This is a genomic window from Streptococcus fryi, from assembly GCF_053206505.1.
The window spans coordinates 15,212-35,264 of the sequence record NZ_JBRUGW010000021.1 but is presented as its reverse complement, the minus strand read 5'-3'; the positions used below and the strand labels follow the sequence as shown (position 1 = coordinate 35,264).

The window sequence follows — 20,053 nt, the reverse complement described above, 5'->3', positions numbered from 1 at the left end:
ATGTATTAAGAATTCTAGTATCTCGTTCATAACAAAATCCTCCGCTATCTCTAGTATAGCAGAGGATTCACTCTTAGTTTATGAAACTGTTATTTGAAAACGATGTTTTCTTCATGCGTTTGTCGTGCCTAAAAATAAGTGATTTTTCAGATAAATCATCGCTCAATATTAAGATAAATTAGAGGAAGTTTAAACATTTAAAAATCCTATCACCAAACCAAATGGCAATAGGATTTTATAAGCATTAACTAAACAATCATCTTCTGCATCAAACTAGTTGGTTCTGAACTGTCAGATTAAACTGCTAGTTATTATCCTTTTAAAACAATAATCGTTTGATTTCCCAAAAACAAACAGCTCATAGTAATGTTAGTTATACTCCTTTATGGCATTAACTTGGTATTGATATGATATCGATAGAACTAAGCCAACACCAATCAGATTAGAAATCAGTGAACTACCACCTTGAGAAATGAAGGGAAGGGGAATACCAGTTAACGGTAAAACGCCTAATGACGCGCCAATATTTTCTAAAATATGAAAAAATATCATCATCGTAAAACCTGTCGAAATGTAGGTGTAAAAACGATTATTGGACTTCATCGTGACTTTTAACATACGATAGATTAAAATTAGGTATAAACTAATGACAACAATTGAACCAATAAATCCTGTATTTTCAGCTACAACTGTGAAAATCATATCACTCTCCCTGACAGGTACGGACAAATCAATAACATTGAACCCTTTCCCTACCAAGCCACCACTCCCTATGGCAATCATTCCTTGCGTTTGTTGATAAGCGATACTGTCTGCAAAATCAAAAGGATTGAGCCATGCAGACATACGATTAATCTGATAAGTATCCATACCCAATTTAAAGAAAAATTCCTTACCTCCGGGTCTGATAAAAATAAACAAGAACCCACTAATAAAGGATAAAATCACTGATAAAATAGGTAAAATAATTCGCCACGAAATACCTGACACTAGAACAACTCCACTAAGAATAGCTAAAAACACCAATGATGTTCCCAAATCCTTCTGCATAGCTAATAGAACCATTACTGGAATGGTAACAAGCAAATATAAACCAAGTAAACCCCACTCTTGTTTCAGAGTCTGATTAGGGTATTTCGTTTGAAAAGAGACCGTTACTCTCGCTAACATTAAAATATACGATAGTTTCAGAAATTCAGAGGGCTGAAACAAGGTCATTGAACCAATAGTAATCCAGTTTTTTGCACCCGTCGCTGCAACCAGAGCCGGACTATAATAAATCAAGGGAAGAAACATTAACCCTAAACCCAAAAGATATAAAACAGGGGTAACTTTCCATAAAAATGCAGTCGTAAAAAACATCACTATAAAGGCAATCAAAATCCCCAAACCTAGCCACATAACCTGTTGTAAGAGTATGGTTTGCACCCTGTCTGGGTAATCATTACCCACTGATACATAAACAGATAAAAAACCAATGATTAGTAATAACAAGACGGACAAGATTAGAATATAATCAACTTTATTTTCTTTTTTCTTTCTGAAAGATGGCATAACATCCTTTCTAATAACTAAAAACTTTAACTGTTAAAAAACCAATATTGTAATAAAAGACTAGAGATGGCAATAGAAACCCATGTGGTAAGACCTAATACAAAAGGTTTTACTCCAGCTTTTTTAAATGTCTCCAATGATACTTTTGAACCTATCCCAACCAAGGCCATGGCCATCAGACATTGCGATACTTTCTTTGCCATAACAATTATCTTAGGTGAAAATAAGCCAAAACTTGACAACAAACTGGCAAGTAAAAACCAAAGAATAAACCAAGGAAAAATACTAACCATAGACATTTTTACCTGTTGTTGTTTTGATTGATAAACACGAACCATAGCCATCAAAACACAGGACGGTACAATCATTAAAGCTCTTGCTAATTTGACAATTGTAGCATAATCTCCCGCCACTGTGCTATAACTATAACTAGCCGCAACGACAGAAGAGGTATCATTGATAGCCGTACCCGCCCAAAGACCAAACTGTAAATCAGACATCGCCATGACATGCCCTAAAAACGGGAAGATAAAGACAGCTAAAATATTAAATAAAAAAATCGTTGATAGAGATAAGGCAATATCCTCATCTTCAGCATTTAAAACAGGGGACGCTGCTGCTATAGCTGAACCTCCACAGATAGCAGTCCCGAACCCAATTAAAATAGCCAGATTTTTAGGAACTTTTAAATAACGGCCCATTGAGTAAGCGACTATAAACGCTATAGCAATAGTGAGTAAACTTAATCTCAATGACGATAAACCTATCTCTGAGACTTCTCTAATAGAAAAAGTTGCCCCCAAAACAATAATAGCAAGCTGTAACAAATACTTACCAGAGTATGTCAAGCCAAGCTCCCAACTAGCTTTGATACCAATACTATTTTTAAGTAAAATCCCCAAAACAATAGCGAGAACACTCGAACCAACAAGTGGAAATTGCTGTCCCAACAAAAAGGCAAGCATAGCAAGAGCAAAACTAACTAATATACCAGGCATTTTTTTAACACCCATTTAACCACACTCCTTTTCCTGATACTAAAACATATAGCCTTTAAATAGCATAAAAACATCCCCTCAAAACACATTGCTCCTAAACGTGCTTCGAGAGGTTTCTTTTATATTCCCTGCAGGAATCGAACCTGCAACTACTTCTTAGGAGGAAGTTGTTATATCCATTTAACTAAGGGAACAAACTAACTCTATTTTACATCAGTTACAAGGTGATTGCAAGTCAAAACAAGATTAAAAAAGAGAATTGGTAGATATCCAATTCTCTCAGGTTGAAACCCTAGATTAACGACGGATTTCTTTGATACGAGCTGCCTTACCTTGCAATGCACGCAAGTAGTAAAGTTTAGCACGACGTACTTTACCGTAACGAACAACTTCGATCTTATCAACACGTGGCGTATGAAGTGGGAATGTACGTTCAACACCTACACCACCAGAAATTTTACGAACTGTATACATTTCTGAGATGCCTTGACCTTTACGAGAGATAACAACACCCTCAAAGATCTGAATACGTTCACGAGTTCCTTCGACAACTTTCGCGTGTACACGAACAGTGTCACCAGGACGGAATGATGGGATATCTGAACGAAGTTGACCTTCAGTCAAACTTTGAATTAATGGATTCATTTTTTATTCTCCTTCTCTTACCAATCTTGAGAGCAGTCTATCGTCCCAGCGGATTAGCCGTTTTATGTGCGTCCATTACACACAATGTTGATTCTATCAAAAAAATAGAGGTTTGTCTAGATATAAAACTATTTTTTTAATAATCTATGAGCATACTCTTGCCATAAAGATTGCCGTTCATTAGGATAAATTGAATAATTATGTGTCAAAAAATATGAGATGCTCAGCGTTATCAGAAAATCCATAACATGATAAGGACCAAAAATCCCTAAACTTAGCAAAAGAGGGGTCCAAAAAGTATTCGTTGCACTAGCAAAGACACTCAGATACCCTAGTGCAATGACTAATTCTGTTGGTAAATCTATCCAACCAGATAGAGCAGCACCGAATGTAGAACCAATAGCAAACAAAGGGGTCACTTCACCTCCCTGAAAACCAATAGATATCGTAAGGGCTGTCAACACCAATTTAAAAAACCAATCATATGCTAAAACATCGTCTGTTTTTCCTAAAGGTATCAAGCTACTTCCAAGACCAGAATACCGCCCATTAAAATATGAAATGACACCTACCAAAATAAAAGATAGAACAAAGATACGCCAGTAAGCATTCGGTAAATATCTTGGAATAAACTTTTTAAATTGCGTCATCAAAATAGCAAATAAATTACCGACAAGTCCAAACAAAAGACCTAATATGATTAATTGTCCTAAATGAAGAAGATTGAATTTATAAACGTGAAGCAATTCATATCTGTATGGTATCAAACCACAAAAGTAGGATACAAATCCAGCTGTCAGACTAGCTACAAAAGCCACAAAAAATGTTTGTTTTGTTACGTTTTTCCAAGGTAGAATCTCTAATGCAAAGCTAAGAGCAGCGAATGGTAACTGAAATAAACTCGCAAAACCAGCAGCTAAACCTGCAAAGACAAACAGTTGAGATGTTTTGTAATAAGACTGGACGTAAGGATAAAAGAAGTAAGCCAAGGAAGCACCAATCTGGATTGCTGCTCCTGTACGGCCTGCACTACCGCCAAATAGATGTGTCAAACAGGAGCTAGTCATAATAATTAAGAAATAGCTGATTGGCAGATTAGCTTTGTCGTTAGCAAGGTCAAATATCAGCTCTAATCCCACTTTTGACTGACTAAGAAATTGCTGATACAGTAGAATAATCATTACACCAATTACGGGGAGAAAAACGATAAAGTTTAAACTACTTGTATCTCGAACAGAACCCAACCAGACAATCATTTGTCCGAATAAAGAAACAACAACGCCTATAAGTGAACCAAGCAAAACACCTGTTAAGGTTAAGTCAATCATCTCTAAAACTATCTTTTTCAAGCTATTTAACACTCCCTTCGATAATGTTTATTATCCCTACTCAACTGCCGCAGCAACAAGAACCAATCCTCATGAACACATAAATAGTTGTATTATCTATAACTAGCTTTGCTATAATTTGAAAATGCAATATAAACATCAGAAGCTGGGTACTCTGTCCCAGCTTCTTTCATCAGTCAATCTGTTTTTGGTAAAAATCACTTAGCGTAATCAATAGCACGTAACTCTCTAATTACTGTTATCTTAATATTACCTGGATAATCAAGGTTATTTTCAATTTTTTCTTTAACCTTATGCGCTAGTATCGTCACTTCATCGTCAGAAACTTTCTTAGGTTGCACCATAATACGAATTTCTCTACCAGCTTGCAAAGCAAAGCTATTTTGAACACCTTCAAAGCTTGTAGCAATTTCTTCTAAATCGCGTAGGCGTTTGATGTAATTCTCCATTGACTCATTACGAGCACCTGGTCTGGCTGAACTTAAGGCATCCGCTGCTGCAACAAGAACAGCAATAACACTTTCAGCTTCAACGTCGCCATGATGACTTGCAATTGTATTAACGACAACTGGATGTTCCTTATATTTACGAGCAAATTCTGTACCAATTTCAACGTGACTGCCTTCAACTTCGCGGTCAATGGCTTTACCCATATCATGTAGGAAACCTGCACGACGTGCCAAGTCAACATTTTCACCTAGTTCACCGGCCATAATACCGGCAAGTTTTCCAACTTCAATCGAATGACGAAGAACATTTTGACCATATGACGTTCGAAAATGTAAACGTCCCATAATCTTAATCAAATCAGGATGTAAATTCGGGGCACCAATTTCATAAGCAGCAGCCTCACCATATTCTCTAATCCGATTATCCAATTCCAAACGATGTTTCTCAACCAACTCTTCGATACGAGCAGGGTGGATACGACCATCTTGAATAAGAGCTTCTAATGTAATGCGTGCAATCTCGCGACGAATAGGATCAAATCCTGATAAAACAACAACCTCTGGTGTATCATCGATAATAATATCAATACCAGTCAGACTTTCTAAAGTTCTAATATTACGACCTTCACGACCAATGATACGTCCTTTCATGCTATCATCTGGCAAATGAACAGTCGTAATCGTCTGCTCGGTTACATACTCACCAGCCATACGTTGCATAGCTTGTGCTAGTAAATCTTTCGCAGTCTTATCCGTACGATCCTTAATTTCTCTCTCGGCTTCCCTAATCCGAGTAGCAATCTCATGAGCTAGTTGTTTCTCTGTCTTTTCAAGGACAATAGCCTTTGCCTCATCGGCACTAAGTGACGAAATACGCTCTAATTCTTCTTCTTTTTGAACTTCGAGTTCAGCAATCTTTTGCTCACGCTCATCAATATGTCTAGATTTATCAGTCAGACTTTGTTCTTTACTATCAAGCGACTGTTCCTTGCTTGATAAATTTTCATCTTTACGGTCAAGAGAAGACGCACGTTCTGTTAAGCGTGCTTCCATTTGTTTCAACTCTTGTCTTTCAGACTTAAACTCTTTTTCAATCTCTTCGCGATATTTTCTAGCCTCTTCTTTAGCTTCTAAAAGCAATTCTTTTTGAAAAGCCTTACTTTCACGTTGTGCTGTCTGTCTAATGCTATCAGCGTCAAGTTCAGCTTGACTACGCATATTAACAGCATCCTGCTCAGCATTAAGAAGAGTTAGCTCTGTAGCTTCTTTCGTCGATTTTAAACGACTAGAAATAACTACATAACCTATGACCAAACCAATGAGAATAGAGCAGACTGCTAATACAATGTTGGTTATTAGCATTCTCCACCTCAATATTATTTTTTAGGTTTTACAACCGTCTTTAATTTTAACATAATAACGGATATTTCACAATCTAAAAAATACAAGACTTTAACTTTTTGCAATCGCATTCAAACAAAACCGATAATTCATAGTATCTAAAATTTGAAAAACACACTACGTCTCAACTGTGACACATCAAAAAGGTAGGATGACATCATCACTACCTCTCTGACTAATAGTATGTTTAATAATCTAGAGCATCTGCATATCCTCTACCGTTACCAACAAAGTAACCTGTTTTAGCATTGATAGAGAAGAGATAAGTTCCATCTGGCTTAAACATGTTGTAGTAACCATTACCATTGATAATATTAACTCGCTCAAGAATAAAATCGTTACCTGTAATGTAACCTCGTGCTCTTGAAGTATCTAAAATACGTTCCAACACGCCTTCATTAAACTGCCATGCTGGATTAGTACTATCAGCAATTACATCATGGTTATAAGGGACACGACTAAGATGGCGTTGTAAAATTGATGGATCATAATTAGTTATACCATAATTAACAACTGTCTGGCTAGGCTCTGGTACAACTACCTGGTAAGACGGCTGTTCTACAGGTGCAGGTGCAACAACCGCAGCACTAGTGTCTACTGGAGCAGGAACAGAAACTTGGGCTGCTTGGGCAAGATTTTGAGCCATGTCTGCTTTTTGCTTACGACCTTCTGAAATAGCAGACTGGATCAAATTATCCAAATGGGCATTTCCTGTACTAAGAACATCTGAACCCAAACGATCAAAATCAGCATTTTCAAGAACAACTGCTTCAACTTTTGCACCATCGACAATCACTGGACTATTAAATTGGTCATTAATAGCTTTGAGAGCTGTCATTTGCTTACTCAAACGATCAAACTGCAATTTCGCATCATCATAAGCACTCGTTCCCTTAAGAACGTCTAATTTTTCCTGTAATTCCGCTAAACGATCCATCTGATCATTCTTCAATTGCGTTTTTTCTGAGTCAACAAAGAAAGTCGCGTATAAGTCATCGAAAGCTTTTTTATCAGCTGAAGATACCTGTTCCTGAGTGTCCTGTTTTATTGGTTCAATCTTGGAAGTTTCTGTCTCTTGATTTTGATTTTTATTCCATAAATTCTGCGATAAGAGGTAACCTCCACCAAAAATAGCTACTAAAAAAGCTACTAAAGCGGCAATCAGAAGACCACGTTTCTTATAGAATGGTTTAACAACTGGATCAGTAGCACCTAATAAAATAGCGTCTGGAATAGCCTCTGATTCTTTCGGGGTGTCGACCACAGGAGTAGCCAATGGTACCTCTGATTTAACTGGTTCTACAATATGATCAGATTCTTCTGACAAAATCAACTCATCAACAGATTCACGTTGTTTTTTTATAAAGTCATCTAGGGCTTTTGTGTCCAAATTGAGCGTCTGTGTTTCAAATTTTTTTGAACCGATCTCCTCTCGATGTTGTTTAATATAACGATCTAAAACACTATCGTCGTCCGTAATCCCTACTTTGAGATGGTTATCCTTACGAACTGCTTCCTCAATAGTCATTTGTTTCGCTTCTTCGAAATTTAAACTTGATCTATGTTTCGTATGTTCTTGATTTTTTGACATTTGATTTCCTCTTTTTTATTCAACTTTGTCGTCATTAAAATAGATGTTAATGAAGTGAGCGTTTAACGCGTTCACCAAAATACTGATATAAATCGACTTTTAATGTACCATTGTACAATTTACGTTTTTTATCAGCTAACTGACCAAATTTTTGTTCAAATGCTTCGTCACTGGTCAGGATAAACTTACTCCATGTTTTTAACGGTTCAAACGTTTGTCCCATCTCTTGATATAGGACGTCCACTGCTTTATCATCCAGTAAACGCTCCCCATACGGTGGATTCGAAACAATCACACCATTAATTTTGTCAGTTCGAAAATCTTGCAAGCGCATCTGTTTCCATTGAATAACACCTGAAAGCCCCGCTTCCTCAGCATTTCTCTTTGCTAACTCAACCATACGACCATCGATATCGTAACCAGAAATATCAAGCTTAATATCATAGTTAGCTTTACTTTCTGCCTCATCACGCACTTGTTGAACGATAGTTTTATCAACCCAAGACCAAGTTTCAAAGGCAAAATCACGATTGAATCCAGGAGCAATATTCATCGCCATGAGCGCTGCCTCAATACAGAATGTTCCTGAACCACATGTTGGATCAACCAATGGCTTATCTGGAAACCAATTGGTCAATTGCAATATGGCAGCTGCCATGTTTTCCTTGATAGGTGCACCACCTTTTTCTGTTCTATAGCCACGTTTAAATAAACTCGAACCTGTCGTATCAATCATAATCGTTGCTATATCTTTTAAAATGGACACTTCTATACGGTATTCTGGCCCGTTTTCCATGAGAGGAACGCCTTCTGGTCGGTGATAGTGTTTTTGAAGTTTTTTAACAACGGCTTTTTTAGTGATTGCCTGAACACTAGGTTCATTATGAAGTTTTGACTTAACACATTTAGCCTTACTAATAGGAAAGGCTGAGCCTAAAGGGAGGTAATTGTCCCAATCTAGACCAAATACCCCTTGGAAAAGTTCTTCAAATGTAGAGGCTTTAAAACTACCAACAATAATCTTAACCCTATCAGCTGCACGAAGCCATAAATTCGTCCTAGCGATTGTTTTGATATCACCCTCAAATAAGACTTTACCATTTTCAACTTGACAGTCTAGCCCTAGTTGGCGAATTTCTTTGCCAACCACAGCTTCTAAGCCAGCTGCCGCTGTCGCGACTAACTTAAATGTTTTTTTCATAAATTCCTTTTTCTAGTTAGTATATAATTGAGAAACAAGTTTCAGCAGACACTTTTACAATAAAAGCTAGCTTCAAGCTAGCCCACCTATTATGCAATTTTCTATAAGCCATGTTTTGTTCCAAAGACACTAGGTGCTGCCTTCTTCGATAATCATCTGTCTACTGCTCTGCAGTCAGGATAGACTGTTCCTGATTCCAGCTATCCCATGCCCCTACCAAAGTTTGGGTTGCTAGCTTGAGGGGTTTACCGCGTTCCACTTTTTATGTTTCCATAAAAACTCCGTCACTGTGGCACTTTCAGGACTACTAAGACATATCCTAAGACTTAGCCCTTTTGTCCGCCGTAATTTACAATTTGTAAATCCCTAGGCTTATTTTTTCGCCTAGCACAAACACTACCAACATCTCAGCTGGTGCTAGCATGGACTTTCCTCATGGCAATGCCACGCGATTATCCAAAAATTGCACATTTAAATCACTTACTCAACAATTTGCTTGCCGAAAACTTCTTTTTCCAAACGGCTAATACGTTTTAAAATATCAAAATTAGTCACAGCACCAGAAGGCTTTAATAAATCAGAAGATACGACTGATGAACCACCATAAGAAATATCCGTGTCTTGATATAGCGGCATAGGAGATTCGTTAGTAGTTGATGCCTTAAGTTGCTCTTTTAACTCATCATTTTCTTTTTGTAAGACCTGAATCTGAGCCATAAAAGTCTCGTAATCCTTAATAATATCATCTAAAAACTCATCAACTTCTTTACGGTCATAGCCACGCATACTGTGCTTAAAATCTTGATCAAAAATATCCTTGGGACTTAACATAATACTTGTCATTCTTTTTCTCCAACATGTCATACTAAATAGTGGCTCTATTCACCATATCTATGATACAGAAAAACAAAAGCAAATGCAAGTAATTACTTTATTTTTATTCTAATCCATTTCACTAGCGATGTCATTTAATTCGTCATAGTTGAGAACGGTTATAGAGTAATTTTTGTGTTGTGTCATTTTCTGATACAAAAATGAAAATTTTGTTGGGTGTTCTTCATCATAAAACACAAAAGCACCATCAGAATTAACTAACAAAAAATCATGATATGCTTTAAATTGTCCAGGATGTTCATAGGCTGTAAAACATGTTTTTAGGAAGTCAACTTGTTTAAATTGGGCTAACTTTTCCTGATTTAAGTCATTCCAATGCTGTCCATGTGATTCAAAACAAAGCACTGTTGCGATATTACACTCGTATCCTTCACTTTTCAACGCCTTAATTTCCTCTAAAACCCAAAATTCAAAACCAAGATTTCCCATTAAAATAAACCAAGTCACTCCGTCTTCTAAAAAAGAGACTAAATGTTTGCGAATGGCTTTTCGTATTATCTCAATCTTAGGGTCTTTGTCCGAAAAAATCCCTAAGTCACTATTTTGATAACCTGCTACAAGAATGGTAGTCATCAATTGATATCCTTTTCTACTTTGTGGTATAATATAAATTACTGTATCTATCATATCATAAATAAGTTTATTAAGGAGATTTATGGTCAATTATCCCAATGGGATTAAACGGCAAAGACAAGACATAAAACAAAAGGAACAAACTATAGATTTCGCTAATCGTGGTATGTCCTTTGAAACAGCTATTAATGCCACAAACGAATACTATCTAGCCCACGGTATTGCGGTGATTCACAAAAAGCCTACTCCAGTACAGATTGTTAAGGTTGATTACCCTAAAAGAAGTCGTGCTAAAATTGTAGAAGCCTATTTTAGACAAGCTTCCACAACGGACTACTCTGGTGTTTACAAAGGCCACTATATCGATTTTGAAGCAAAAGAAACACGTCAAAAAACGGCCATGCCTATGAAGAATTTTCATAAACATCAGATCGACCACATGGCACACGTATTGATTCAAAAAGGTATCTGTTTTGTCTTGTTGCATTTTTCTAGTTTAAAAGAAACTTATCTATTGCCTGCAAAACATTTAATTACTTTTTATAACATCGACAAAGGTAATAAATCTATGCCTTTGACCTACATTAGGGAATATGGCTTTCGCATTTTAGACTCTGTTTTTCCTCAAATTCCTTATTTAGATATTATAGATCAAAATTTTTTAGGTGGTGATTCTTATCAATAAAAAAACACTCATAACTATTTTAAAATATATTGTTGGTATAGTGCTAAGCGTCATAATTTTAGCTGTAGCAGCAGGAGCATTATTATTTACCTGGTACGCTAGTTCAGCACCTGAACTTTCAGAACAACAACTCAAAGCCTCGAGTTCGAGCCTTATTTACGATAGCGACAATAATTTGATTGCTGACTTAGGTTCTGAAAAACGCGAAAGTGTTACTGCGGATAGTATTCCTGTCAACTTGGTCAATGCCGTTATTTCAATTGAAGACCACCGTTTCTTTCAGCACCGAGGTATAGATATCTACCGTATAATTGGCTCAGCTTGGCATAATTTAACAAATGATACTACACAGGGTGGCTCAACACTTGATCAACAGCTTATTAAATTAGCTTATTTTTCAACGAATTCATCTGACCAAACCTTAAAACGAAAAGCGCAAGAAGCTTGGATGTCTTTACAAATGGAAAGACAGTACACTAAACAAGAAATCCTGACTTTCTATATCAATAAAGTGTACATGGGTAATAGTAATTACGGCATGCTGACCGCTGCAAAATCTTACTTCGGAAAAGATTTGATTGATCTGTCAATTGCTCAAATCGCCTTACTGGCTGGTATTCCCCAAGCTCCTAGTCAATATGACCCCTATACTCAACCCGAATTAGCTCAACAACGTAGGGATACTGTTTTAACTCAAATGCTAAAACATGAGTACATTACACAAGAAGAGTATGAAACAGCTATTGCTACGCCTGTCACAGACGGTCTGCAAGCACTCACCAGCAAAATTAGCTATCCCAAATATATGGATAATTACCTCAAACAAGTTATTGAGGAAGTTGGTGACAAAGCTGGAGTAGATATTTTCTCAGCTGGTTTAAAAGTTTACACTAACGTTGATACGCCTACACAACAATATCTTTGGGATGTTTATAATTCAGACAATTATATCTATTATCCTGATGATGAATTCCAAGTGGCATCAACTATCATTGATGTCACAAATGGCCATGTTATTGCACAACTTGGTGGACGCAAACAAGCAGAAGATGTTTCATTTGGTACTAACCAAGCAGTTCTTACTGACCGTGACTGGGGGTCAACGATGAAACCTATCTCCGCTTATGCACCAGCTATCGAAAGTGGTGCTTATACATCAACAGCTCAGTCTTTGAATGACTCTATATATTATTGGCCAGGAACTACTACTCAACTATACAACTGGGATAGACAATATTATGGTTGGATGACCATGCAAACAGCTATTATGCAGTCTCGGAATATACCTGCTGTACGTGCTATTGAAGCTGCTGGTCTCACAAAAGCTCATAAATTCTTAAATAGTCTCGGCATTCAGTACCCTGAAATGGTTTATGCCAATGCTATCTCAAGTAATACAAGTAGCAATGATAGCAAGTATGGTGCAAGTAGCGAAAAAATGGCCGCTGCCTATGCTGCTTTTGCTAACGGTGGCATTTACTATAAGCCCCAATACATTAATAAAATCGAATTTGCCGATGGTACTGTCATTAACTATGATCCAGATGGTAAACGTGCTATGAAGGAAACCACAGCCTATATGATGACAGATATGCTAAGAGCTGCGATCACATACGGTACCGGTACTGAAGCATACATCGCGGGAGTTAACCAAGGTGGTAAAACAGGTACTTCTAACTATACCGAAGAACAATTAACTCAAATTGAAGCTACAACCGGTATTTATAATAGTGTTGTCGGCATTATGGCTCCTGACTCGACTTTTGTTGGAATAACACCGCAGTATGCCATGGCTGTTTGGGGTGGTTACACTAACCGTATGACACCAGTTTATGGGAACAGCTTAAACATTCCAAATCAGGTCTATCGTACAATGATGCTCTACCTCACAGGTGGCTATAATGAAGATTGGGTAATGCCTAGTGGCTTATACCGTAACGGCGGTTTATTATACCTCAATGGTACCTATAATACTAGTTACTACCAACCTGAAGTTACTTACGTACCCGAAACAACTGATACAACAAAAGAAGAAGAAAAAACAGATCGTTCTGAAAATACATCTGACAAAGACAAAACTAAAACAGAAGAAACATCTACTGAAACAGATAGCAATTCTGATCATAAAGAATCTGATAACAAAACTGATACTTTATATTCCGAATAACAAGTGAGTGGATAAGACTATCTTCTAAGCTTAATGGCTCTTTGTCAACTGTAGTGGGTAAATGAAAAGCTAACATCTGGAGAGAATCACATTGGTTCTCTCCTTTTTGATGTTCAAGGCAATCAAAATCCTTTTTTTAAAGTTGTCATCTTTCTGAATCCAAAAGCATTTCGTTTAATGACTTTGATGAGGTTGTTTGTCGCCTCAAGTTTGGCATTTGAATAGGGAAGCTCAAGGGCGTTGATAATCTTGTCCTTGTCTTTCAAAAAGGTCCTAAAGACCGTCTGAAAGATAGGATTCACCTTTGGCAGAGTCTCATGTATCAGGTCAAAGAAATGCTCAGTCTGTCTTTCTTGGAAGTGAAAGAGAAGTAATTGATAGAGTTCGTAATGTTCTCTAAGTTCTTGAGAATAGTCAAGTATCTTAGCGAGGATTTCTTTATTCGTCAAGTGCATGCGAAAAAGTCGGGCGATAGAAGCGTTTATCGCTGAGTTTACGGCTATCCTGCTGAATCAACTTCCAGTAACGTTTGAGCGTCTTGTATTCCTGCGATTTTCTGTCAAATTGATTCATGACTTGGACACGTAGTCGGTTCATAGCGCGGCTCATGTGTTGGACGATGTGAAAGCGATCAAGGACAATTTTAGCGTTAGGGAGTGAAACAGTCTGGGGATAGACTGTTTCAGCCTGAGCTTGAAAATGAGAGAGCGAGAGTTGTTTGGCTAGTTTATAGTAAGGACTAAACATGTCTATAGTGATGACTTTGACTTAACCACATACGATTACCTCCATACAGTGCCTCACCTCATCAGGATAATATACTAGCTCATTATGCATAATAAACTGTACAATTGGCATTTAGCCAAAAATCCATAAAGTTAACTATGCCATATTATGGTAACACCTTATCCCAAAACTCACAAAATAAAGTGTTGTTTTTGTATACCTTTTATAACAAAATAAGTGTCAAAAACAAGACAGTTGTCGAAAAATAGCCTCTGCCTTGTCTTATTGTCTAACTTAAAAACTTGATATACTTGACAAATGGTAGAAAAGAGGCGAAAAGAATAGACCAAAAATCGTGATATCATAAAAAACGATTTTTGGTCTATTCTTACTTTGAATTTCCAATCTACTGCTGTACTAAATGACTATTCGTAAATTCACTAAAACCTTACAGGATTTTACCCAAACCACATTAGCAGATACAGTATAGTAACATCTATTGCTAAAGAACAGCTACTCTTGTTCTATAACTTCCTCTATAGGTTTTATGATAACTTTCAACTTGGTCACACGACCATTTTTGACTTTATCATTGATTAATTGAATACAACTTGTTTTGGTTTCAACTTCATAAGTCTCTTTCACTTCCTGACTTGGAATAATCCCTACACCTGTCAAGTAATAGCCAGCAATGGTATCAACATCATCACTTTCTAATTCTGTTTCAAAATAGTCGTTGAATTCATTAATGGTCATTGTTCCCTGAACAATGTAGATATTTTCATCAATCTGACGAACAGATTCAGCAGCTAGGTCTGTTTCATCATCAATCTCACCAACGATTTCTTCGAGGAGATCCTCTAGAGTAACAAGACCCGCAACACCGCCATATTCATCTAACAAAATCGCCATTTGCTTTTGTGACTGACGTAGATTGGTCAACAGATCATCAATGAATATCGTCTCCGGAACAAACAATGGTTCTTGAATAATACGGCGGAAATTTAATTGTTCAAAACCAACTTGATAAGCATGTTTTAGCAAAATTTTTGTGTGGATAATACCAATAATATTATCACGGTGCTCTTCGTAAACAGGAATTCGAGAAAAATTCTGCTTTAAGATGAGTTGTAATGTCTCTTTAGGATCTTCATTGATATCAATCATAAAGGCATCCGTTCTAGGAACCATGACTTCTCGTGCCATCATCTCATCCAGCGAGAAAACACCTTGAAGCATTTCAATCTCATCAGCATCAAGACTTGCTTCACTCTTAGTCAAAATATACTCAATCTCATCTCGCGTCATCTGCTCATCAGCATCATCAAAATTCATCGGTGTTATTCTACTTAATAAATTTGTTGAAGCTGATAATAACCAGACAAATGGACTAACAATTTTCCCTATAAAAACAACAACTGGAGCAGCATAAACAGCCAAGTTTTCCTTTAAATTCATGGCAATACGTTTTGGATAAAGCTCTCCCAGAACGATAGAGATATAGGTCAGAAAAAGCATCGCTATAATTGAGCCTATCGTCTTAGCAGAAGGAACACTTCCAAACCACCTAGCAATATGATGTCCCAGCGAATCCGCCAAACTCGCACCAGATAAAAGCGTAATCAAAGTAATACCAACTTGAATGGTTGATAAAAAATGATTAGGTTCTTCTAAAACTTTTAATAGGCGACTGTATTTTTTGTCACCCTCTTCTGCTTTCTGTTCAACACGTGAACGGTTTAGAGATACAAGTGCCATCTCTGTTGCCGAGAAAAAAGCATTGAACAAGGTCAGGACTAATAGTAATACAAACTGTAACAATAAGGACTGACTACCAGGGTCTTCCATTTTTAAAAAATCTCCTCATTTTTAATATTTTTTTATTATACCATATTTTTAGAAACTTTTGTTGCTAACGATTAAGATTTCAATAATATCAGATGGAACAGATGCTATTGAATGACTCTATCATTGTCAGATTCTTTTATTTTTTCAATCATGACCAAAAAAGGGGGGGTATTGATTTGATTAAGAGGTTTGTATTGCATAACTGTAAACAAACGCTGGTCCAGTTGACTAACCCAGTTGAGAACGGCATCTTTTTCCTCACCACCTCCTTCATGACCATAATAAATCATGATAGAAACTCGACCACCAACCTCAAGTAATTTCAAAATTTTCCTTATCGCTGTTAACGTTGATTGAGCTTGTGTGATGATAGCCTTATCTGCACTAGGAAGGTAACCTAAATTAAAAATTGCCGCTCTCACAGGTTGTCTCACAACACTATCCAAATCAGCATGACTTAATAAATGCAGTTGAACATTAGTCAAACCAGCTTCAACTAACCGCTCTTGCGTTGTCATCAGAGCTTGTTCTTGAATATCAAAAGCATAAACTGTCTTAGCTCTTTGAGCTAAAAAAAGAGTATCATTCCCATTTCCCATTGTCGCGTCAATGGCTATGGCTTGAGAATCAATAACTTCAGCTAAAAAAGCATGAGACAAGTGAATTGGGCGTTGCATATTAAACCTCTCTTTTCCTAACTTTCTTTATCTTATTGTAGCATATTTTACAAAAGTATTGATGACTCTATATCTATTATGGTAAAATCACGCTCAAAAAACAGTTGATTTGAGAGAAAAGATAGATGATTTATCGCTTTGCTTTGCTCAGTTTATCTACTTTTAAGACTAGAGCTGTATGACTCTTTGAAACTTAGATAAGCTAAAAAACGAGCTTTCGCTCGCTGTAAGTTTTAAAAACTATTTAACAATCAAATAATGTGCGTCGCTTATTTTATACTTTTCGAGATTAATAACCGTTTTGTTGTTATCACTAATATCATATTTAACAAGAGCATTATTAAATAAAAAATAGTAGCTATTATCTTTACATGTAAAATAAGGAGAAGAATACTGTTCTTTACTAAATCCTTCAAGATTCACAATTCCTTGTTCTAAATTGTCCAAATTGATAGTAGTAAATGAATAGTCATCATTATAAAACCCGTCATTCTCTATAATTAAATTATTATTTTTAATATCATAGTGAATATGACTAGGATATTTATCAGGAATAACGATATAATCCTTTTGTTGATTCTTCAAATCAAAAACCAATACTTTATTTCCTGATTGATATTCCCCATTAGCATTGTTCCCATTAAATTTTTCCAAAATATACAATACATCATTGACGTTAACCATTCTCATATAAGCTGATGTTTCGTCTAAGTTATACTTGTCAACTAGGTTAAATTCTTTATCCATTTTCCAAATTTCTGTATTAGGAACTTGCGTCGATAAATCTAATGAGCTTACTAAAACATATAAATAATCATTTACAATAACAAATTGTTGACTAGCATTTAACTGACCATCATTCTTCATCGTAACATTAGTGACAACGTCTAAATGATGATCATATTTATAAAATTCAATTCTATCAGTAAAGACAGCAGTTGCATATAAATAATCACCATCTGTTATTGATGCGTAAGCATCATTTCCTTCAGCTAATTTAAAGGTCTCACTTAAATCATCCTTATTGATTTTAGATACATATCTTTTTAAATCTGGTGAATCCTTTGTTTTTGCAGTTGAATAGGACTCCGTTTCCGAAAAACTATCTTTAAAATAGATATGGTTGTCTTTTCTAGTGATATAACCTTTAAAGTCATTTAAATCATCATCATCAAACACAGCTATTTTATCACGATCCCAAATAGCCATTTTATAATTATCCACTATTTTTAAAGTCATTGACTGACGAAATCTTAGAAAAACAAAAAGTAAACCCACACTCATTGCAATCAGCAAAATGCCGATAGCCACTAATCTTTTTTTCAAAATCATAATCAACTACTTCTTTCTTGTTAGACTTATGCCTATAAACAATCTCGTTATACTACTAAAACAAAAATTTGTCAACAAAAATTGTATAGCGTTTTCATATATAGAATATCACTGTTAACATAAGTCCAAATCTATTGTGACTAAACAATAAAATAAAAGAGCTGGAAAAATGTCCAACTCTTACTTTATACTTATTTGATTTGATAGTTGAAGATACGATTTTTTTACTAAAACCTCTCAGCCTCAGAATCTATCATCTCATTTATCAATTGTATGATCAGAACATACAATTTTCCCTTTTAATTAACGTAAGTAGCATTTCAGACATGTAATCCCTAATAACATGGTACATTTTACTTTTTGTTGCAGTATCAAGGACAACATATCACTTCAAAACGAAGCAACTAAAAACATTCGTATCAACCTTAGTTTACCATCTTTCAAAAAGAGTAGCTTTAGGATAGTTGATCATGTAAATTATTTTTGCTTGCTTTGAAAACGCCATTCAAAACGTTTTTGATCATAGATTGGAAAACCAATATTTAGCAGTGAGTAACCAAGTAAAAAACCTGATAAAACATCACTTGGGTAGTGTACACCGAGATAAATCCGAGACAAACCAATCAAGGTAATCAACAAGCCCAAAGATAGCAAGACAAGTTGGCGAGCCATACCTTCCCTCAAACGTTGGTATACTATAATAATCAACGTGCCAATGATGAGCATCGCTCCTAAGGAATGACCACTCGGAAACGAGAACCCCCCTGCTTCAACCAAATGCTGTATAGATGGTCTTGGACGAGCATAGATTGGTTTTAAAGCTAAAATTAACACTCCTGCCAAAATACCATTAACCGCTAGCCAAATGGCTTCGGATTTCCATTTTTTCAAGACAAAAACAACTCCTAAAAGAGGAACTGTTACAGCCTGAACCTCTGGATTTCCAATCATAGTTATCCCACGATATAAAGCCGTCAAAATGTCTGGTAGGTCTCCACGAAGAGCTACTTGTAACGCTGTGTCAAAAGCTACTAGCTGTTGCGGATAAAATTTGACCACATAACCGATAAAAACAAATACTAACAATCCAAAAGACGCTCTAGTCCAATAGACTTGTCTATGCTTCATAGATACCTCCTACAACGATCAATATTAGGCCTTAACGGTAAAACTAAGACAGCAAAACCAAGAGTAAATAAGAACCCCTCTAACACATTAAAAGGAATGACCATACCTAACAAGTAAGTCTTTAAGCCAATGATGGCCCTAATATCAAACTGAGCAAAGGTCGCGTAAACAGGAATGGCATAAATATAGTTGAGTAGTAACATCCCACCTGTCATAGAGAGCGTTCCAACTATACCTGCAATAACTAAACGTTGCCAAGTACGTTGTCTTTGCCAAATATAAGCAAAAGCCAAAAGAAAGACTGACATAGCAACTATATTCATCGGCAAACCAATTATACCTCCAATACCACCATTATCTAATAACAGTTTTAAAAGACTACGAATCATGAGAACTGCTAAAGACGACTTCAAACCGAGCATGGCTAATGCAACCAAAATCGGTAAAATAGAAAAATCCATTTTCAAAAATTCTGCCCCTGGTAGTAGGGGAAAGTTCGCCAACATTAGCACAAAAGAAAGTGCTCCTAAAATAGCTACAAAAGCCATTTTTCTTGTCTTATACATAAAAAATTCCTCCAATTTTGACAATTGGAAGAAGTTACAAAGAGTAGATGACATCCAAAAACTCTTCGTCTTCTCCCATCCAGACTTTACTGTCGGTTGTGGAATCACACCACATCAGCTTACGCTCACGGACTTCTAGTAACCTAGTCACCGCCGGTCGGGAATTACACCCTGCCCTGAAGACCTTTCTATCATAACAAAAAAAAATCATTCTGACAACGAAAACGCTAAAGGAGATGAGGTTAAGTAATAACACAACAACTATAAGG

General features: G+C 36.3%; 15 protein-coding genes, 1 tRNA gene, 1 other RNA gene, 3 pseudogenes and 1 riboswitch. Of the genes and pseudogenes, 2 read left to right on the top strand and 18 right to left on the bottom strand.

Annotation, left to right across the window (positions count from 1 at the left end):
* Positions 1-369: 369 nt before the first annotated feature.
* The 12 genes and pseudogenes from ACVRZH_RS06750 to ACVRZH_RS06695 all read right to left on the bottom strand — a co-directional run bounded on the left by ACVRZH_RS06750 (position 370) and on the right by ACVRZH_RS06695 (position 10,655).
* Positions 370-1,554, bottom strand: coding sequence for an FtsW/RodA/SpoVE family cell cycle protein (locus ACVRZH_RS06750; RefSeq protein ID WP_447454533.1), 1,185 nt, complete (start codon positions 1,552-1,554; stop codon positions 370-372).
* A gap of 26 nt (positions 1,555-1,580) precedes the next feature.
* The gene (locus tag ACVRZH_RS06745) at positions 1,581-2,567 is read right to left on the bottom strand and encodes a YeiH family protein (RefSeq protein WP_447454532.1); all 987 of its coding nucleotides are present in this window, start codon (positions 2,565-2,567) and stop codon (positions 1,581-1,583) included.
* A 107-nt stretch (positions 2,568-2,674) separates the two neighbouring features.
* Positions 2,675-2,746 (bottom strand) — tRNA-Arg (locus tag ACVRZH_RS06740).
* Between the two features lie 103 nt (positions 2,747-2,849).
* A complete protein-coding gene (gene rplS / locus ACVRZH_RS06735; RefSeq protein ID WP_447454531.1) occupies positions 2,850-3,197 on the bottom strand; it encodes a 50S ribosomal protein L19 in 348 nt (115 codons plus the stop codon).
* 128 nt (positions 3,198-3,325) lie between these two features.
* Positions 3,326-4,546 carry a chloride channel protein gene (locus tag ACVRZH_RS06730; protein WP_447454530.1) on the bottom strand — a complete coding sequence of 407 codons (1,221 nt, stop codon included), beginning with the start codon at positions 4,544-4,546 and terminating at the stop codon, positions 3,326-3,328.
* A gap of 197 nt (positions 4,547-4,743) precedes the next feature.
* Positions 4,744-6,357: a ribonuclease Y gene (locus ACVRZH_RS06725; protein WP_447454529.1), complete on the bottom strand. Its 1,614-nt coding sequence runs from the start codon at positions 6,355-6,357 to the stop codon at positions 4,744-4,746.
* A 226-nt stretch (positions 6,358-6,583) separates the two neighbouring features.
* Positions 6,584-7,987 carry a cell division site-positioning protein MapZ family protein gene (locus ACVRZH_RS06720; RefSeq protein WP_447454528.1) on the bottom strand — a complete coding sequence of 468 codons (1,404 nt, stop codon included), beginning with the start codon at positions 7,985-7,987 and terminating at the stop codon, positions 6,584-6,586.
* Between the two features lie 46 nt (positions 7,988-8,033).
* The gene (locus ACVRZH_RS06715; RefSeq protein WP_447454527.1) at positions 8,034-9,188 is read right to left on the bottom strand and encodes a THUMP domain-containing class I SAM-dependent RNA methyltransferase; all 1,155 of its coding nucleotides are present in this window, start codon (positions 9,186-9,188) and stop codon (positions 8,034-8,036) included.
* A 99-nt stretch (positions 9,189-9,287) separates the two neighbouring features.
* Positions 9,288-9,652: RNase P RNA component class B (gene rnpB, locus ACVRZH_RS06710), an RNA gene on the bottom strand.
* Positions 9,653-9,668: 16 nt separating this feature from the next.
* Positions 9,669-9,740: pseudogene (locus ACVRZH_RS06705) on the bottom strand (cell division regulator GpsB); the annotation flags it as partial.
* Positions 9,732-9,974, bottom strand: a pseudogene (locus tag ACVRZH_RS06700) (DivIVA domain-containing protein); the annotation flags it as partial. The pseudogenes ACVRZH_RS06705 and ACVRZH_RS06700, both read right to left, overlap by 9 nt.
* A gap of 156 nt (positions 9,975-10,130) precedes the next feature.
* Positions 10,131-10,655, bottom strand: coding sequence for an SLOG family protein (locus tag ACVRZH_RS06695; protein WP_447454526.1), 525 nt, complete (start codon positions 10,653-10,655; stop codon positions 10,131-10,133).
* Between the two features lie 82 nt (positions 10,656-10,737).
* On the opposite strand from ACVRZH_RS06695, the gene recU reads away from it, so the two are divergent.
* Both recU and pbp1a read left to right on the top strand, forming a co-directional pair.
* Positions 10,738-11,340: a Holliday junction resolvase RecU gene (gene recU, locus ACVRZH_RS06690; RefSeq protein WP_447454525.1), complete on the top strand. Its 603-nt coding sequence runs from the start codon at positions 10,738-10,740 to the stop codon at positions 11,338-11,340.
* Complete coding sequence (pbp1a, locus tag ACVRZH_RS06685; RefSeq protein ID WP_447454534.1) at positions 11,324-13,507, top strand: penicillin-binding protein PBP1A; 2,184 nt, start codon at positions 11,324-11,326, stop codon at positions 13,505-13,507. The genes recU and pbp1a overlap by 17 nt, the downstream gene beginning before the upstream one ends.
* A gap of 69 nt (positions 13,508-13,576) precedes the next feature.
* Here pbp1a and ACVRZH_RS06680 read toward each other — a convergent pair.
* The 6 genes and pseudogenes from ACVRZH_RS06680 to ACVRZH_RS06655 all read right to left on the bottom strand — a co-directional run.
* Positions 13,577-14,275, bottom strand: a pseudogene (locus ACVRZH_RS06680) (transposase); the annotation flags it as partial.
* 471 nt (positions 14,276-14,746) lie between these two features.
* Positions 14,747-16,081 (bottom strand): hemolysin family protein, encoded by a 1,335-nt coding sequence (locus ACVRZH_RS06675; protein ID WP_447454524.1) that lies wholly within the window; start codon positions 16,079-16,081, stop codon positions 14,747-14,749.
* Between the two features lie 104 nt (positions 16,082-16,185).
* Positions 16,186-16,758, bottom strand: coding sequence for a tRNA 5-(aminomethyl)-2-thiouridylate-methyltransferase MnmM (gene mnmM, locus ACVRZH_RS06670; RefSeq protein ID WP_447454523.1), 573 nt, complete (start codon positions 16,756-16,758; stop codon positions 16,186-16,188).
* A 240-nt stretch (positions 16,759-16,998) separates the two neighbouring features.
* Positions 16,999-18,090, bottom strand: a complete 1,092-nt coding sequence (locus ACVRZH_RS06665; protein ID WP_447454522.1) for a hypothetical protein — start codon at positions 18,088-18,090, stop codon at positions 16,999-17,001.
* Between the two features lie 477 nt (positions 18,091-18,567).
* Complete coding sequence (locus ACVRZH_RS06660; RefSeq protein ID WP_447454521.1) at positions 18,568-19,218, bottom strand: phosphatase PAP2 family protein; 651 nt, start codon at positions 19,216-19,218, stop codon at positions 18,568-18,570.
* Positions 19,215-19,784: an ECF transporter S component gene (locus ACVRZH_RS06655; protein ID WP_447454520.1), complete on the bottom strand. Its 570-nt coding sequence runs from the start codon at positions 19,782-19,784 to the stop codon at positions 19,215-19,217. Before ACVRZH_RS06655 ends, ACVRZH_RS06660 begins: the two co-directional genes overlap by 4 nt.
* A gap of 63 nt (positions 19,785-19,847) precedes the next feature.
* Positions 19,848-19,972: riboswitch (FMN riboswitch) on the bottom strand.
* Positions 19,973-20,053 lie beyond the last annotated feature (81 nt).

Excerpts from the sequence above, each read along its gene's own strand:
- ACVRZH_RS06750 (WP_447454533.1), bottom strand. The coding sequence starts at position 1,554 with ATGCCATCTTTCAGAAAGAAAAAAGAAAATAAAGTTGATTATATTCTA.
- ACVRZH_RS06745 (WP_447454532.1), bottom strand. The coding sequence starts at position 2,567 with ATGGGTGTTAAAAAAATGCCTGGTATATTAGTTAGTTTTGCTCTTGCT.
- rplS (WP_447454531.1), bottom strand. The coding sequence starts at position 3,197 with ATGAATCCATTAATTCAAAGTTTGACTGAAGGTCAACTTCGTTCAGAT.
- ACVRZH_RS06725 (WP_447454529.1), bottom strand. The coding sequence starts at position 6,357 with ATGCTAATAACCAACATTGTATTAGCAGTCTGCTCTATTCTCATTGGT.
- ACVRZH_RS06720 (WP_447454528.1), bottom strand. The coding sequence starts at position 7,987 with ATGTCAAAAAATCAAGAACATACGAAACATAGATCAAGTTTAAATTTC.
- ACVRZH_RS06715 (WP_447454527.1), bottom strand. The coding sequence starts at position 9,188 with ATGAAAAAAACATTTAAGTTAGTCGCGACAGCGGCAGCTGGCTTAGAA.
- ACVRZH_RS06695 (WP_447454526.1), bottom strand. The coding sequence starts at position 10,655 with ATGACTACCATTCTTGTAGCAGGTTATCAAAATAGTGACTTAGGGATT.
- recU (WP_447454525.1), top strand. The coding sequence starts at position 10,738 with ATGGTCAATTATCCCAATGGGATTAAACGGCAAAGACAAGACATAAAA.
- ACVRZH_RS06675 (WP_447454524.1), bottom strand. The coding sequence starts at position 16,081 with ATGGAAGACCCTGGTAGTCAGTCCTTATTGTTACAGTTTGTATTACTA.
- mnmM (WP_447454523.1), bottom strand. The coding sequence starts at position 16,758 with ATGCAACGCCCAATTCACTTGTCTCATGCTTTTTTAGCTGAAGTTATT.
- ACVRZH_RS06665 (WP_447454522.1), bottom strand. The coding sequence starts at position 18,090 with ATGATTTTGAAAAAAAGATTAGTGGCTATCGGCATTTTGCTGATTGCA.
- ACVRZH_RS06660 (WP_447454521.1), bottom strand. The coding sequence starts at position 19,218 with ATGAAGCATAGACAAGTCTATTGGACTAGAGCGTCTTTTGGATTGTTA.
- ACVRZH_RS06655 (WP_447454520.1), bottom strand. The coding sequence starts at position 19,784 with ATGTATAAGACAAGAAAAATGGCTTTTGTAGCTATTTTAGGAGCACTT.